Source organism: Actinoplanes sp. ATCC 53533 (assembly GCF_003947245.1).
In genome coordinates, this window is the sequence record NZ_QHHV01000064.1 from 1 (window position 1) to 16068 (window position 16068).

12 protein-coding genes are annotated in these 16068 nt (G+C 70.4%); 6 read left to right on the forward strand and 6 right to left on the reverse strand.

The features are described 5' to 3' along the window. Together DMB66_RS22190 and DMB66_RS22195 are read right to left on the reverse strand one after the other, a co-directional pair. The coding region (locus DMB66_RS22190; protein ID WP_148112757.1) for a transposase at positions 1-590 on the reverse strand (590 nt) is incomplete at its 3' end. Between the two features lie 112 nt (positions 591-702). Next, positions 703-3015: a hypothetical protein gene (locus DMB66_RS22195; RefSeq protein WP_125806041.1), complete on the reverse strand. Its 2313-nt coding sequence runs from the start codon at positions 3013-3015 to the stop codon at positions 703-705. Between the two features lie 505 nt (positions 3016-3520). On the opposite strand from DMB66_RS22195, the gene DMB66_RS22200 reads away from it, so the two are divergent. Beyond that, on the forward strand, positions 3521-4030 hold the full coding sequence (locus tag DMB66_RS22200; RefSeq protein ID WP_125806042.1) for a winged helix-turn-helix domain-containing protein: 510 nt from the start codon (positions 3521-3523) through the stop codon (positions 4028-4030). Positions 4031-4081: 51 nt separating this feature from the next. On the opposite strand, the gene DMB66_RS22205 is transcribed toward DMB66_RS22200, so the two are convergent. The 4 genes from DMB66_RS22205 to DMB66_RS22220 form a co-directional block, all read right to left on the reverse strand. Further along, complete coding sequence (locus DMB66_RS22205; protein ID WP_125806043.1) at positions 4082-8479, reverse strand: S8 family serine peptidase; 4398 nt, start codon at positions 8477-8479, stop codon at positions 4082-4084. A 209-nt stretch (positions 8480-8688) separates the two neighbouring features. Further along, positions 8689-8910, reverse strand: coding sequence for a helix-turn-helix transcriptional regulator (locus DMB66_RS22210; protein WP_125806044.1), 222 nt, complete (start codon positions 8908-8910; stop codon positions 8689-8691). Then, positions 8910-9401 (reverse strand): DUF2975 domain-containing protein, encoded by a 492-nt coding sequence (locus DMB66_RS22215; RefSeq protein WP_125806045.1) that lies wholly within the window; start codon positions 9399-9401, stop codon positions 8910-8912. The genes DMB66_RS22210 and DMB66_RS22215 overlap by 1 nt, the downstream gene beginning before the upstream one ends. Positions 9402-9493: 92 nt before the next feature. After that, positions 9494-10450, reverse strand: a complete 957-nt coding sequence (locus DMB66_RS22220) for an acyl-ACP desaturase (protein ID WP_125806046.1) — start codon at positions 10448-10450, stop codon at positions 9494-9496. Positions 10451-10597: 147 nt separating this feature from the next. Here DMB66_RS22220 and DMB66_RS22225 point away from each other — a divergent pair, with 147 nt between their 5' ends. From DMB66_RS22225 to DMB66_RS22245, 5 genes are all read left to right on the forward strand, one after another. Continuing rightward, complete coding sequence (locus DMB66_RS22225) at positions 10598-11515, forward strand: hypothetical protein (RefSeq protein ID WP_125806047.1); 918 nt, start codon at positions 10598-10600, stop codon at positions 11513-11515. A gap of 322 nt (positions 11516-11837) precedes the next feature. Beyond that, on the forward strand, positions 11838-13172 hold the full coding sequence (locus DMB66_RS22230) for an acyltransferase (RefSeq protein WP_125806048.1): 1335 nt from the start codon (positions 11838-11840) through the stop codon (positions 13170-13172). A gap of 165 nt (positions 13173-13337) precedes the next feature. Continuing rightward, a complete protein-coding gene (locus DMB66_RS22235) occupies positions 13338-14783 on the forward strand; it encodes an aldehyde dehydrogenase (protein WP_125806049.1) in 1446 nt (481 codons plus the stop codon). Continuing rightward, positions 14780-15616, forward strand: coding sequence for an SDR family NAD(P)-dependent oxidoreductase (locus tag DMB66_RS22240; RefSeq protein ID WP_233624764.1), 837 nt, complete (start codon positions 14780-14782; stop codon positions 15614-15616). Before DMB66_RS22235 ends, DMB66_RS22240 begins: the two co-directional genes overlap by 4 nt. Positions 15617-15620: 4 nt before the next feature. Then, positions 15621-16049: a Zn-ribbon domain-containing OB-fold protein gene (locus tag DMB66_RS22245; protein WP_199752561.1), complete on the forward strand. Its 429-nt coding sequence runs from the start codon at positions 15621-15623 to the stop codon at positions 16047-16049. Positions 16050-16068: the final 19 nt, after the last annotated feature.

The window sequence follows — 16068 nt, forward strand, 5'->3', positions numbered from 1 at the left end:
ATCCAGATGTCGGCCTCGCCTGGCTGCCACTGCCCGGCTGAGATCAGGCGTTGCACGACCTCACGTAGTTGAGCGGCGGTCACCGTCGCGGCGTCGTTACCGGGGATGAGCCGGCGGGCGTCCAGCGGCGCGGTCCACGAATGACGTCCGCTCTGCAAAGCGACGACCACCGAATACGGCCAGCCCGGGACACCGATATGGGTGTCCTTGGTGCGGCCGTAGGTGTGACACAACACCCGCTGCGGACTGGTGTGGGCCTCCGGGCGCAGCCAGCACGTCACGTCCACCGCGAGGACGATCCTGCCGTCGGCAGCCCGCGGGACCGGCACCGCGGACAGGGCGGTCCGCAGCCGGTCGACATCGATCCGGCCGCGATTCAGCGCCGCATACATCGCGCCGTGGCCACGCCGATGCTGCCCGGCCAACGACAACTCGGCCAGCGAACGCACCGGTGTGTCCCCGCACAACACAGCGTCTGCCAGTTCGAACAACGCATCGGCGCGTGCGGTCAGACAGCGATGGAACTCGGCCCGGAACCCGGCCAAGCGCCCGAGAGCACCAGCCGGATCGACGTCAGGCACACTGATCATCAGACAGCCCTTGGTTCGGTTCTTCTTCCCTAGACAAGAGGAATGATCGATCAAGGGCTGTCCTCATGATCAGCCGGGGTCGATGTCACCCAGCCGCACGTTAAAACTCAAGCTAGGTGAGCTGCGGTTCGCGCGGCTCGTCGAGGCGTTCGGCGTCGTGACCCGGCTGCTGCCCGGCGGCCCGGAGGGCCTTCACCGTCTTGACCGTGGCGGCCCACGAGCAGTCCTCCGGATAGAACGAGTGGCCCAGCGTCGGCGGATCCGCGATGTCGCCGGCCGGCTTGCCGTAGGCCGGATCCTGGAGCCGGCAGTCGATGCAGGAGGGATCGAAGACCGGGCCGCCGATCGGGTCGCTGGGCCGGTAGAGATTGCGCCACGGCCACCCGGCCATCGGGGCGTCCGGCTTGCCGAGCAGGAACGAGCCGGTGCGATGCAGCTCGGCCGGGCCGAAGTAGGCGGGGAAGAACCGGGAGTACAGCCGGCGCAGCGGAGAGCCGTAGGTGAGAAGCGCCACGGAGCTGCTCTGTTCGTACGTCAGCTGCATGACGACCGCCGCGCCCAGGATCGTGCCCTGGGAGTGGCAGGAGAGCAGGACGTTGCTCTTGCCTTCCCGGCGCAGGTGCTCGATCCGGTTGATCAGCTCGGGCACCGCCCGCTCGGCGTAGCACGGCGGGGCGAGCGGATGCGCCGCCCGGGGCCAGAACGTGCCGAGGTCCCAGATGACGCCGACGATCCGCCGGGTGTTCGCATCCTGATAGGCCCGCCGGCCCAGGTAGATCAGCCCGGCCGCGAACAGGCCGATCAGCCAGTCGCCGACGTTGGCCATGCCGCGCAGGATCACCGTGTCGGTGACCGCCGTCTGATTCACCCGGTAGCCGACCGAGGCGGCGCCGATCACCAGCACCATGAGGATGACGAACCAGCCGGTGACCTTACGGAGCTTGTCATCCACGGTGGCCCCGGCCCGTTGCCGGGCGATCGCCTTCGCGCGCGGGTCGTCCTCGGCGTTGCCGGGATATTCCTTGAGAACGGCCTGCAGGTTCTTGGCGCTGGTGACCCAGCGCACGGTCACGTAGCCGGCGATGCCGAGGACCAGGGCGATGGCGGCGAGGACCAGCGCGACCGCCGCGGCCCAGAAGTACGGCATCGGCGTGACCATCGGATCGATGCCCACGTCCCGGGCCATCGGCTTGCCGAGCAGGTGGGCCACGGCCAGCACTAGGGCGGCCGCGTAAGCCCCGGACAGCGCCGAGCCGAACAGCATCAGCACCGCGGTGGCGTAGCCGTGCCAGGCCACCGGGTTCTCCGGATCGGCGGGGGCCCGTCGCATCAAGGACAGCAGGAGCACCATGACGAACAGCAGCACCGCCTGGGCCGCGATATCGACGTGCACGGCCGCTGACAGCCACGGCAGTGAGGTGCGCGTCGCTCCCGGAGCTCCGGTGGGCACCGGCTGCGCGAACCAGAGCCAGGACAAGGCCGCCACGATGAGCGCGACCGCGACCCAGGGCAGCGCGGTGATGACCACGGTGAGGCCGGTGCCCTTGGCCTCGTCGCTCTTGGTGGGCCGGTCCGACATGCTCGGCAGCACGGCCAGGACGACGCTGGACAGGCCCACCGCGAGCAGGATGACCATCAGCACCTCGCCGAGTGTCGGCCCGGCCGGCCAGTCGCGGGTGAACGGTGCCAGTGCCAGGATCCCGACCAGCGCCAGCGCGCCCGAGATGTGCACGGCCCGCAGCCGGCGCACCGGCTTCGCACTGTTCCACATCCGCCGGTTCTCCAGCGGCGGCAGCGGGGGTTTCTCGGCGGGTGTGGCGTCCTCGACCGGAGTGACCTCGTTGGCGGCCCAGGTCTTGTGGGCCAGCCACCACAGCAGGGCGATCACGGCCAGCGGGAGCAGGGCGGTCACCGCGATCCGGCGTCCCGTGCTGTCCAGCCACGGCCACGACAGCCAGCCCGCCCCCGCCGAACCGCAGGAATCCCCGCCGTCCGGGCGGACACACTGCCAGCCCAGGAAGTCCATCGACACGTTCACCGTCGCGAGCACGAGCGTGGCGGTGATGGTCAGGGCGAACAGCCGCTGCACCGCCTCGCCGACGCCCTGCCGGAGCCCCGGCCGGTGCGTCGGCCGGGCGTAGAAGGCGACGTTGGCCAGCAGGAACGGGATCAGCAGCAGCCACAACGCCCGCAGCTTGCTGCCCGCGGTCAGACCACCCCACGAGTACGCCTCGAGCACGGTCGCGCCGGTGTCCTCCGCGATCGACTCGGCTTGCCAGACGCGCCGGTAGAAGCCGCTCGAAGCGTCGCCGGAGACCCGGTGCACCGTCGGGTGCTCGAGCATGCTCTCCGGTGGTGTGCCCGACACCCCGTGCACCCGCAGCTCGGTCCACTCCGGCGTGCCACGTTCCACCCAACCAGCCATGGCGCTGGGTCTACCACCGTACGACCTGGGCCGCAGTCACCGATCCGACGTATCAGCCGGGCCTCCGGCGAAGATCACCCGTTCGGGGCTCTCGGGTGCGCGCCACTCTGGCTCGGGCGCGCCGGTCAGCAGGGCGCGGTGGTCCAACCGCATAGCGCCCATATTGGAACAAGAAGTAACATTAACAGTCAAGCGGTGCCGGTGCGTGACGGGCGTGCGCGGCAAGCCGAACCGTTGGCGTAGAAGTGACATGTCAACACCGCGCCATTTGCGGCGGATGCGCCCGTCCACATCGGATCCTGAATGCCCTTTTCCCAGTTCAGCGCCGAGATGTGGGACGGTGGGCGGTGGTGCCCGCGGGTGCGTCGCCCGGGGTGGTCGCCGTCGAAAGGGGCAGGGTCTGAACCGCTTAACCCAGGTGTGACAAATCCATATTATCGTCGGCCCTTGGTCGTCAATTCACCCAAAGATGCACCGGAACGCGGTATTCCGGAAAGGGTCGGGAATGTGGGACGCAACGGGGAATTCAGTCACTCTGACCATCGGCATCGCCTCCTCGCCGGAGGACCGCCAGCGGCTCGCGCAGGTGCTGGGCGCGACCGAGGCGTTCCTCATCGTCTCGAGTGTGGACCAGGCCCGGCACTTCCTGAACGTCGTCGAGGCGTCCGCGGCGGCGGGCAAGCCGCCGGACCCACCGGCCGCCGAGCCCGTGCCGGAGGCGACCCGGCCGGCGTTGAGCGTCGACTCCGAGCGGCGCGTGCTGCGCTGGCAGCACCGTGAGATCGAGCTGACCCCGCTGGAACACGCCCTGATGCGCTGCCTGGTCACCGGCCCCGGACAGGTCTGGACCTTTCAGCGGCTGCACCTCGAGGTGTGGGGAACCGAGCATCTCGGCCGCGGCTCCGACATCCATTCGGTCGTCCGCCGGGTGCGGGCCAAGCTGGCCCTGCTGAACGCCACGGCGAGAATCCATGCCGTCCGGGGCGTGGGCTTCCGCCTGACTGCCCCGATCTGAGCGACGAACCGGCCCGCCTGCTGGCGGCAGGCGGGCCGGCCGGTCAGGCGATCAGCAGCGTACGGGCGTCAGGGCGAAGTCCTCCACCGTGGGCGTGCTGGTGTTGATCTTTGTGGTGCGGGTCTGTGGCTTCCAGCCGTCCTTGGCGGCGATCATCGTCAGCGGGTTGTTGCGCTTGTCCAGCCAGTAGGCGTACTTGCCGGCGGCATCGGTGGAGAACGTAAGCGACTGCGCCCACGAGTCCACCTGGACGATCGCGTCCTTGATCGGTGCGCCGGCGCCGGCACAACTCGTCCCGGTCACCGTGCCCATCAGCTTGCCCCACGTCTTCGGCTGCTTCGCGGTCATCGTCACCGTGACCGGCTGCACCGAGTACGGGGTGTTCTCCTTGATCGAGACAGCGCCGGAGTAGGCGCCCGGCTGGTCGACGTTCGCCGTCATCGTGACGGTGACCTTGACCTTCTCGCCCGGCGCCAGGGTGGCCGCCGTCTTGTCGATCGTCATCCAGCTGACGTCGCCGCCCTCGGCGCACTCCTCGAAGCCCGGCAGGGCCTCGCTGCTCGCCGTGGGGTTGAAGCCGCCGGACGATCCGCCGACCTTGTAGAAGCCGCACGCCGCGCCGCCGCGGTACCGGGGCGAGTTGGCGTTCGGCAGGCCCGACCATGACCCGGTGGCCGGGTCGAAGGCGAAGCCCGCGTTGGTGACGGCGCCGGCCTGGACGCCGCCGACCACCAGCAGCTTGCCGTTGGCGACGGCGAACGACGCGGCCCAGTGGTCGGCCGGGGAGTCGGCGATGGCGGTCCAGGCGCCGGCGCCGGGGTCGAAGGCGTAGCCGCCCTTCTGCGCGGTCGCACCGTCGTTGCCGCCGGTGCAGTAGAGGATGCCGTCGATGCCACCGCACGATGCGAAGGCGACCGACTTCGGGTAGTCGGGCAGGGTCTCCCAGGTGTTGGCGGCCGCGTCGTAGCGTGCGACGTCGTTCGACATCGGCGTGCAGCCCGAGGTGGTGCAGCCGCCCACCGCGTACAGCTTGCCGTCGACGACCGCCTGGCCCGCCGCGGAGCGCGGCAGCGGGTTGTCGGCCCTCTTCGTCCAGGTGTTCGCGGACGGGTCATATGCCCAGGTGGTGGCGTCGGGACCGGTCGGCCCCCAGCCGCCGGTCGCGATGATCTGCCCGTCGACGACGCCCACGGTCATGGCGTTGCGCGCGGCGGGCAGGTCGGCGATCGAGGTCCAGCTCTGCGCGATCGGGTCGTAGACGTAGTTCTTCGCCGTCGACGCCCCGCCGTTGCCGCCCGCGATCGAATAGACCTTGCCGTCGAGGTTCACCACCCGGTTGTCCATCACGACGGCCGGGTAGTCGGCGACGTTCGTCCAGGGTGCGGCCTGCGGGCCGACCGGGGCCGGCGCGGCCGCGGTGGTGCCCATGGTGGCCTTCGCCCCGAACGACGTCGCCACCTTGAGCCGCTGCTCCGGCGCCCCGTCGGCGCCGAGGATCTGCTGCCGGTTCACCTTGGTGCCGTCGGCCCGCAGGAGCTCGAACCCGCCGTCACGCTCGCTGAACTCGACGTTGGCCGGCGCGTCGCCGGTGTTGGTCACCGTGAACGACTTGCTGGTCTTGCCGTCCGGCATCTGCACGGCGGCGCCCAGTTCGGCCGGCGTGACCTGCAGCTGTGCGGCCGCGAGGTCGAAGGCCGCGGCGGTGGTCCAGTCGGCCTCGACGTCGACCGCCTTCTTCTGGGTCACATAGTTGCCGGCCTTCGCGGTGAACTTGTGCTCCCCGGTCTTGCTGGAGAACAGCCAGAAGAAGCCGTCCGCCAGCCCGGTGTCGTCCGGGGTCGCCACCGTGACGGCGGTCTCGGCCGGGGCGTCGTCGCTGGTGACGGAGACGCCGTTGACGTAGCCGCCGGTGTTGGTGTCCTTGACGTGGCCGAGCACCAGGCCGCCGTTGACCGGCTCGCAGACAACCTCGGTGCCGATCAGCACGTTGTCGACCTGCCACCACCATGAGTACGAAGCGTCGTAGTAGTGGAAGCGGACCTGGACCTCCGGCTTGCCGGCGGCCTGCGGGATGGGAATCGTGGTGACCCGCGGACCGCGGACGGCGGCCTTCTGATCGAGCACGCTCGCCCAGGTGGCGCCGCCGTCGATGCTGAGCTCGACGTCGGCCCGGTCGGTGCCGAGGAAGTTGAAGTCCTGGTTGAACCGGATCACGGGTGCGGTGACCGCGGTCAGGTCGACGATCGGGCTGACCAGCGACGAGTCCTGGCTGCCACCGGAGCCGTAGTTGTCGCTGTCGATGATCGCGAAACCGCCGCCGCCGCCGGTGAGGTTGCCGCGGTTACGGGCGTCGGTGAACTTCCAGGCCTGGCCGTTGCCTTTGTTGTCCAGCACCGACCAGCCGGACGGCGCCTTGTCACCGTCGAAGGTCTCATACTCGCCGTCGGAGCTGTTGACATAGCCGGGCGCCGTCACGCAGGAAGCGGTGTCGACCGGTACGGCGACGTTGCTGGTGACGTTGCGCGAGCCGACCACGACGTCCTTGGTGACGCTCTTGTAGCCCGGGGCCTCCGGGTCGACGGTGACGCTGTAGGTGGCACCGGCGGGCAGCGAGAGGCTGTAGCGGCCGTTGATCGGTGCGGTGTAGTCGGACACCCCGGCGGGACCCGCGACGCTGACCTTGGCGTAGAGCGGCCAGCCGTGTCCCGAACCGTCGGTGACCGCCCCGCCGACCGTGACGCTCGGCACGGCGGCCAGCGCCACGTCGAGCGTGGTGGTCGCGCCCTTGGTGACCGTGCCCGGCGCCGTCTCGGCCCGGTAGCCGAACGCGGTCACGGCGGCCTGGTAGTCGCCGACCGGCAGCAGGCTGGTGAACTTCCCGTCCGGTCCGGTGACCAGATCGCGGGCCACCGGCCCGGTGAGCGCCACCGTGGCGTTCGCGACCGGGTCGCCGTTCGCCTCGTTGGTGACCGTGCCGGCCAGGGTGCCGGTGTCGCCGATGGGTGCGGCGGCCACCAGCGCGAGCGCGTCCAGCCGGCCCTCGCCGAACACGTTGTTGTCGTCGTCGGTGCCACCGCACTGGGCGTCGCCCTTGTCGACAGCCGTGCCGTCCAGCAGCGCCCGCGTCGCGGCCACGTCGCCGGCGAGCGTGGGTGCCGCCGACCACAGCAGCGCGATCGCGCCGGCGAGGTGCGGTGCCGCCATCGAGGTGCCGTTGTAGCTGGCGTAGCCGCCGCCCGGGATGCTCGACCGCACGTTGACGCCGGGCGCGGCGATGTTGGGCTTGAGCTCGCCGTTCTGACCGGCGCCCCGGCCCGAGAAGCCGGCGATGTTGTTGTTGATGTCGTACGCGCCGGTGGAGTAGTTGCTGGCCAGGCTGCCCGGCGAGCCACTGGTCTGGCACGAGGCGCCGCTGTTGCCGTTGGACCAGGCGCCGAAGATGCCCGACGCGGTCCAGGCCTGGGTCACGTCCTCCATGAAGGGGTCGTTGGAGGGCAGCGTCGAACCCCAGGAGTTGTTGATGATGTTCGGGCGTTTGCTCGCGTCCGGGTTCTGACCGTTGAGGTCGGTCGGCTCGAGCATCCACTCGCCGGAGGTGATGAGCGCGGCGTCCGACGGGCAGCAGCCGTTGGCGGCGATCCACTTGACGCCGGGTGCGACGCCGATCTGGTTCGCGCCGTCCGCGCCGGCCATCGTGCCCATGGTGTGGCTGCCGTGCCCGTTGGTGTCACAGGGCGCGCCGTCACAGGCCCCAGCCGCGTCGAACCAGTTGTAGTCGTGGTCGAACGTGCCGTCGCCGTTGTTGCCACGGTACGAGCCCACCAGCGCCGGGTGGTCGAACTGGACCCCGGTGTCGATGTTCGCGATCGTGATGCCCTCGCCCGTGACGCCGTACCGGGACCAGACGTCATCGGCGTTGATGTTGGCGACGCCCCACTCGAGGGCGTTCACGGTCTTCTCGGTGGTGCCCTTGGTGACCTTGGGAACTTCGTACTCGTTGGCCGCGTAGAGGCCCTCGACCTCGGCGTGCGCGGCGAAGCTCTGCACCATCTCCGGCGAGCCACCGCTCACCTTGATGGCGTTGGTCGCCCAGAACGTCTGGTACTTGGTGCCCGCGGCATCGAGTTCGGACCGGACCGCGGCCTGGCTCCCGGCGGCGGTCTTCTTCAGCGCGTCGGCGACCGCCTTGCCGCGCTTGTCCCAGTCCTTGATCGCGCCGGCGGCCTTCAGGTCGGCCTTGGCGCCGAACCGGATCCAGAAGTCCGCCCCGCTCTTGGCCCGTAGCTGGCCGGCGAGCTCGGGACGGATCTTGTCCTCCTTGACCGCGCCGGCCACCGGCGCGGCCTGTGCGTTCGAGCCGATCACTGCCAGTCCCGCGGCGACGAGGACCGCGGTGCCCGCATACACCAGTGACCTGGCGAAGCGCCTGGATTGTGGACGTCTCAACATCGATGCAGTCTCCTTCGGACGACCTTGTGGGGAAGGCTCGAGCCCGGTTGGACACTATGATCGACATCGATAGGTGATCAAGCGGATACGTAAGCAACTCGTCACTATCCGTGCTGACGACATTGCTCGCTTTGCTGATCGGGAGCCCGGCGCCCGGGCCGCCACCGAGGTCGCCCGCGCCGTTCGTGCCCGCCCGCCCGGGCGCGTGATCAGCCCGCGGCCTCCTCCCCGGCCTCCCAGCGCAGCAGGTCGCCCGGCTGGCAGTCGAGCACCTCGCAGAGGGCGGCGAGCGTCGCGAAGCGCACCGCCTTGGCGCGGCCGTTCTTGAGCACCGCCAGGTTGGCGGGTGTGATCCCGACGCGGTCCGCGAGCTCGCCCACGGACATCTTCCGCCTGGCCAGCATCACGTCGATGTCGACGGCGATCGGCATCAGATCACCTCGTCCAGCTCGGCCCGCATGCGCGCCGCTTCGACGTCGCGCGCGACGGCCTGGGCGAGCAACATCCGCAGCACGAGCACGATGAGGGCGACCCCCAGGATGGCCAGGCCGACCCCGGCCATGATGACGGTGACGCCGGGGTCGTCCCGCTGGCCCGGCGCGTTGACGGCGGTGACCGCGAACCACACGAGGGCAGCCGCCACGATCGCGCCGATCATGACGTCCACGTACCGGAAGGCGGCGTGGGAGAACACGGTTCCGCGTCGCACCATCGTCACCAGCCGCCACACGCAGACCAGGGCGACCTGGACCGACACCATGCCCAGGATCGTGATCACGCGCAATGGGGTCAGCGGGAGCGAGCCGTCCTCCGGGTCGTTCCCGCTGATCAACACCCACGCCATCGACGCCTGTATGAACACGGTGCCGGCGAACACCAGCACGAGCACAGCGCGCAGCGCGCCCACTGTCAGTCTTCCCATGACCCACCCCTCCATCGATTTACGATGGGAATCTATCGAATTTCGATAGGCATGGCAAGGGCGGGGACTCGGTCCGCGGCGGCGTCCGAGCGTCAGCCGGAGCTGGCGGCCAGCCGTGCTGCCTTGCCGGCGTTGATCTGGTCGCGCCGTTCGGTGAACCGGGTTGCCTGGCGGTCCAGGTTGTCGAGGAATGCCACCAGCTCGTCGCGGGCCGCCTCGCCGTCGCCGGTGAGCCCGGCGGTGTCGAGGGCCTTCAGGTTGCGCAGCACCGGAATGACCACCTCGTCGTGGTGGATCCGCAGGTCGTAGACGCCGGCCATGGCGATCTGGACCGACTTGCGGCCGAAGTTCTCGATGCCGTGGCCGGGCATCTGGAACGTCCTGACGACGTCGCTGACGGCGCGCATGGCGGCGTCGGGCACCAGTTCGAACGCGGCACCGAGCAGGTTGCGGTAGAAGATCATGTGCAGGTTCTCGTCGGCGGCGACCTTGGCCAGCAGCTGGTCGCAGATCGGGTCGGCGCTGATCCGGCCGGTGTTGCGGTGCGAGACCCGGGTGGCGAGTTCCTGAAAGGACACGTACGCGATGCCGTGCAGCACCGTGTCCTCGAGGTACGCGTTGGTGAATCCGGCGCCCATGTGCACCATCCGGGCGCGTTCCAGGGCGACCGGGTCCACGGCGCGGGTCGCCAGCAGGTAGTCGCGGATGGCGATCCCGTGGCGGCCCTCCTCGGCGGTCCACCGGTGCACCCAGGTGCCCCAGGCGCCGTCGCGGCCGAACATCTGGGCGATCTCGTGGTGGTAGCTGGGCAGATTGTCCTCGGTGAGCAGGTTGACGATGAGGGAGGTGCGCGCCACGTCGGAGAGCTTGGATTGTTCGGTCGACCAGGCCTCGCCGCCGAGGATCCCGTCGAAGTCGGTGCCCTGGCTCCAGGGCACATACTCGTGCGGGAACCACTCCTTGGCGGTGGCCAGGTGCCGGTTGAGATTGGTCTCGACCACCGGCTCCAGTTCGAGGAGCAGTTCGGTCGTCGACAAGCGATCAGCCATGGCGGCAACTCCATCGGAAGCATTTGTTGGTTACGGTTGCGTAGGTTACGTCGTCCGGCGCTCGTTCAAGAGGTTTCGGTCCGGTCATGCTGCCCGTCCGCACCCTCGAGGTGATCCGGAGCGGCGGCCGTGGCCCATTATCGGATCATGCGTGACGGAAATCGGCTGATCGGTCCCGGCGGGCTCGCCCTGTGGATCGCGGCGACGGTGCCCGCTCCGCTGCTGTACTTCGGCGCGACCCACCGGTGGGAAGAGAACCAGGGCGTCGCTTCCGCGGTGTGGTGGTGTGTCGCCTGCGTGCCACTGCTGGCCGCCGTGGCGGCGGCCCGCCGGGGCCCGGGCCGGCCCCGCGAGGTCGCCGCGACCACGCTGATCAGCCTGGCCCTGCTGGGTGGGTCGCTCGCGGTGTTCCGGTGGGTCATTCCCTTGCAGGGTACGGTCGGCTGGCGCGTGGTGCTGTTGGCAGGTGCCGTGGCCGCGGTCGTCGGCTCGCTGATCGGTTACCTGGTCGGGTCGCGTGGCGTAGGCCGCAGCCGGTCGCGGGTCGGATATCTCGCCGGTGTGATGGTGGCCGTGGCCGGTGCGTTCCTCGCGCAGACGACCGTGCGGCTCGGCGCCGAGGACAGCACGATCTCGTACGACGAGGGCCGTTACGGCGGGGCCGGGCCGGGGGCGGTGACCTTGCCGGCGGCGGGGCGCTACGCGATCCTCGCGGTGGGTTTCTCTCCCTCCCGGCCCGCCTGTTCGGTCACGGGCGTGGACCGGGTGGAGCCGGTGACTGTTCCGCCGAGCGACTATGGCGGCGACGCGGCGACGTACGCGTGGGTGGCCTGGTTTCGCGCGCCCGGGCCGGGCGTCTACACCCTGACCTGCCGGTCTTCGGACGCTCAAGCGTCCTATCTGGTCGGTGAGATGCCACGGATCGGCGGCGCGGTGTCCTCGATGATTCACTGGCCGTTGGCCGGAATCCTGCTGCTGGGTGCGGTGCCGGGCTTGCTGATCATGCTGGACGTGGCGGCAAGTCGCCGCCGCCGGAAGGGTGTGCTGCCAGCGGGCCCTTCCTGAGGCTTTGACCCGGTCGGCCCGGGACGAATCGTCGCGGTCGCCGTGACGCCGTGGTGCCGGTTGACGTTGCAAGCTATGTTGCATGGAGCCATCGCCAAGATCGCTCGCCGCGACCTTCGTTTGAGAGCCAACGAGATCTCGTCCGCTGCCCGGGGGTGCACAGGACATGTCCGGACAAGTGTGCTGTTCGGCTGGGTGACCCTCCGCCGCGGGTCGCTCGCATCGTCTGGAGATCAGAAAACCGGTCTGCCGTACGGAAGCCGCTGCCGGGCGTGCCCTTGACGGTTTCCAGCGGCCGAGTCGTCTAGGGTTGGTTCACGTAATGGTTAGTTCGAGGTCGTATCAACGCGAGCGTGGCTCGACCGGCAAAGCGGTACGTGGTCCCCGTCTGGCAGTCATCGACGGGCTGCGGCTGTTGGCCGCGCTGGCCGTGGCGTTCTACCACTACACCGTGGCGTGGCGGATCGACGGCGTGCGGACCCCGGAATACTACCTTCCGCAGACCGTGCACTGGAGCGTCTACGGCTTCCTCGGCGTCGAGGTGTTCTTCCTGATCAGCGGCTTCGTGATCTGCATGAGCGGATGGGGCCGCGGGCTCGGTGACTTCTTCGTCTCGCGGGCGAGCCGGCTCTACCCCGCCTACTGGGCCGCGGTGCTGCTCACCGCGGCGGTGGCCGTGCTGGTCCCGACGACGACTCCGCCGCCCGGCTTCGGCGCCGTCCTGACCAATCTCACCATGCTCCAGCAGCCGCTCGGGGTGCCCGACATCGACAGCGTGTACTGGACCCTCTTCGTCGAACTGCGCTTCTACCTGATCATGGCCGTGGTGCTGCACTGGGGGCTGACCTACCGGCGGGCGGTGATCCTCTGCGCGGGGTGGCTGACCGCCGCCGTGATCGTGCCGTCGCTCGGCATCCCGGCCTTGAACCTGCTCCTCATCACCGACTACGCGCCCTACTTCATCGGGGGCATCGCCCTCTATCTGATCCACCGGTTCGGGCCGTCCCCGCTGCTGTACGGCGTCACCGGGATGGCATTGTTGGTCTGCCTGTCCCGCGTCCACAACCGGATCGCCATGATGAGGCCGGGTTTCCCGATGTCCGACTGGCCCGGCATCGCCATCATCACCGCTGGTTTCGCCGCGCTCCTGCTCATCGCCCTGGGCCGAACCGACCGGATAGCGTGGCGATGGCTGACCGTCGCCGGCGCCCTGACCTATCCGTTCTATCTGCTCCACATGAGAATCGGGCAGACCGCCATGCGGGCCGCATTCCAGCACACGACGGCACCGATGTGGTCCCTGGTCCTGGTCACGATGCTCGGCATGCTGGTCGTCGCCTGGTGCGTGCACCGCTACGTGGAACGGCCGCTGACCACCGTGGTGCGGGCCGCGCTGCGCCGGGGAATCGCTGCCACCGCCGTCGCGGAGAGCGCCCGGCCGGCACCGGCCCGCGAGCCCGCTCTCGTACGCCACCCGGCAGAGCAGGGCCGCCCGGCGGAGTGGAGCAGTGCGGACGGACAGGGCAGTGCGGCGACCCCTCCGCCGGCTCGGGCGGAGGGGGCGGCGGGTGGGCACCAGAGGCGCCGGGCGGCCACGCGGGAATCCCTGACCCCCAGACTGCGCCAGCACACGCCCAAGAACAGCCAGCGACCCTGAGCGCGCGTCGGCGAGATCGGGCGGCGTAGCCGCCGCCCGGCATCGAGCCCACCCGCCAGCTCGGTGCAACCTGTTTCAACTTCGCTGCCGGATGGCCTATTTCGGAGGCCGCCGGACGGTATAGAGTCGCAAGAACGCGTTCTAGTTTCGGCTCAAGGAGCGGCGATGCTGGAATACAAGGAGCTCTACGTCGGCGGCAACTGGGCGGCACCGGCGACCGACCGGCGGATCCCCATCGTCTCGCCGCATTCCACGCAGACCATCGGCAGCACGCCCGAGGCCACCGAGCAGGATGTGGACCGGGCCGTCGAGGCCGCCCGCCGGGCGTTCGACACCGGGCCCTGGCCGCGCTTGGAGCCGGCCGAGCGAATCGCCGCGGTGCGCCGGTTCGCCGCCGCCTACCTGGCCCGGCAGGAGGAGCTCGCCGAGCTGATCAGCACCGAGATGGGGGCGCCGCTCTGGTTCTCGCACGTCGGGCAGGTCGGCGCGACCCTGATGGCGCTGGACGCCTTCCTCTCCGTCGCCGAGGGTTACGGGTGGGAGGAGCAGCGGCTCGGCTCGCTGGGCAACCCGATGGTCGTGCGCCGCGAGCCGGTCGGCGTCGTGGGCGTGATCACGCCGTGGAACGTGCCGCATTTCGTCACGATGGCCAAGCTCGTGCCGGCCCTGCTCGCGGGGTGCGCCGTGGTGCTGAAACCGGCCCCGGAGGCGCCGGCGTCGGGCCTGGTGCTCGGTGAGATCCTGCACGAGGCGGGCCTGCCCGCGGGGGTCGTCAGCGTGTTGCCGGCGGGCCGCGAGGTCGGCGAGCACCTGGTGCGCCACCCGGGCGTCGACAAGATCGCGTTCACCGGCTCGACGGCCGCCGGCCGGCGGATCGCCGCGCTCTGCGGGCAGCACCTGCGGCGGGTCACCCTGGAGCTGGGTGGCAAGTCGGCCGCGATCATCCTGGACGACGCCGATCCGGGGCAGGTCGCGCAGGGCCTGCAGATGGCCTCGCTGATGAACAGCGGCCAGGCCTGCATCGCGCAGAGCCGGATCCTCGCCCCGCGGCACCGGTACGACGAGGTGGTCGACGCGCTCGCCGAGATGGTGGGTGGGCTCACCGTGGGCGATCCGATGGACATGAACAACTACATCGGGCCGATGGTGGCGCGCCGCCAGCAGGAGCGCGTCGAGTCATACATCCGCGCCGGCCAGGAGGAGGGCGCCCGGCTGGTCGTGGGCGGCACGGGCATGCCGGACGGCCTGGAGACCGGGTGGTACGTGCGTCCCACGCTGTTCGCCTCGGTCGACAACGGCATGCGGGTCGCCCGCGAGGAGATCTTCGGCCCGGTGCTGTGTGTCATCCCGTACGACGACGAGGACGACGCGGTCCGGATCGCGAACGACTCCGACTACGGGCTGGCCGGCACGGTGTGGACGGCCGACGTCGAGCATGGCCTGGAGGTCGCCCGGCGGGTCCGCACCGGCACGCTCGGCATCAACCAGTACATGCTGGATTTCAACTCGCCGTTCGGCGGTTTCAAGGCCAGCGGCATAGGGCGCGAGTTCGGCCCCGAGGGCATCGACGCGTACGTCGAGCTGAAGTCCGTCGCGCTTCCCTTCGGGTGACCACGGTGCTCCCGCTGACCGGCCGGACGGCCGTGGTGACCGGCGGCGCCCGCGGCATCGGCGCCGCCGTCGCCGCGGCGCTCGCCCGCGCGGGTGCGCGGGTCGTGGTCGGCGACCTCGACCTCGCGCTGGCCGAGGCGACCGCCCGCGACATCGGCGAGGCGGCGACGGCGCTGCCGGTGGACGTCGCCGACCGGGACGGGCTCACCGCCTTCCTCGACGCGGCCGAGAGCCGTCTCGGCCCGCTCGACGTGCTGGTCAACAACGCCGGGATCATGCCGCTGTCCCGGATCGAGGACGAGCCCGACGCGACCACCGCGCGCATCCTGGCAGTGAACCTGCACGCCGTGATCCACGGCAGCCGGGAGGCGGTGGTCCGGATGCGGCCGCGCGGGCGGGGCCACATCGTGAACATGGCGTCGGTGGCCGCCAAGGCGCCCGGCCCCGGCGCGGCCACCTACGCCGCCAGCAAGTCGGGGGTGGTGGCCTTCTCCGGGGCGCTGCGGGCGGAGCTGCGCGGCAGCGGCGTCCAGGTGTCCTGTGTGCTGCCCGGCCTGGTCGCGACCGAGCTGTCGGCCGGCGTCGCGGTGCCCGGCTTCCGGCCGGTCACACCCGCCACGGTGGCCGACGCGGTGGTCCGGGTGGTGCGCCGGCCACGCTTCGAGGTGTACGTGCCGGGCAGCGTCGGCGTGACATTGAGGCTGGGGTCGCTGGCCGGCCGCCGGTTCGGTGACTGGCTTCAGCGCGCGTCGGGCGCCGACGCGGCGGTGCTGGGCGCCATCGGGTCGGCGGATCGGCTCGCCTACGAGCGGCGCGCCGCCGGTGAGGGGTGAGCCGGTGAGCCTGGCCGCGCCGTACACGATCGAATTTCCCTTTCAGCGCACCGTCGGGCCCAAGATCGGGACGTTCCTCGCCGGGCTGCGCGAAGCGCGCCTGTTCGGCGTGCGGACCCCGCGCGGCGTGCTCTGCCCGCCGCTGGAGTTCGACCCGGTCACCGGCGCGGAGACCGACGAGCTGGTCGAACTGACGCCGGCCGGCGTGGTCACCGCGTGGACCTGGGTGCCGGCCCGGCCGGGCGACCCGGTGCCGCACGACTTCGCCTGGGCGCTGATCGCCGTCGACGGCACGGTCGGCGCCCTCTTCCACGCCGTCGACGTGGGCGGCGACCTGGCCCGGATGCGCACCGGCCTGCGGGTGCGGGCCCGGTGGCGGCCCGAGCGGGTGGGCGACCTGCGCGACCTGCAGTGCTTCGAGGCGGCGCCGTGACGCTGCCCGGGCTGGTCAC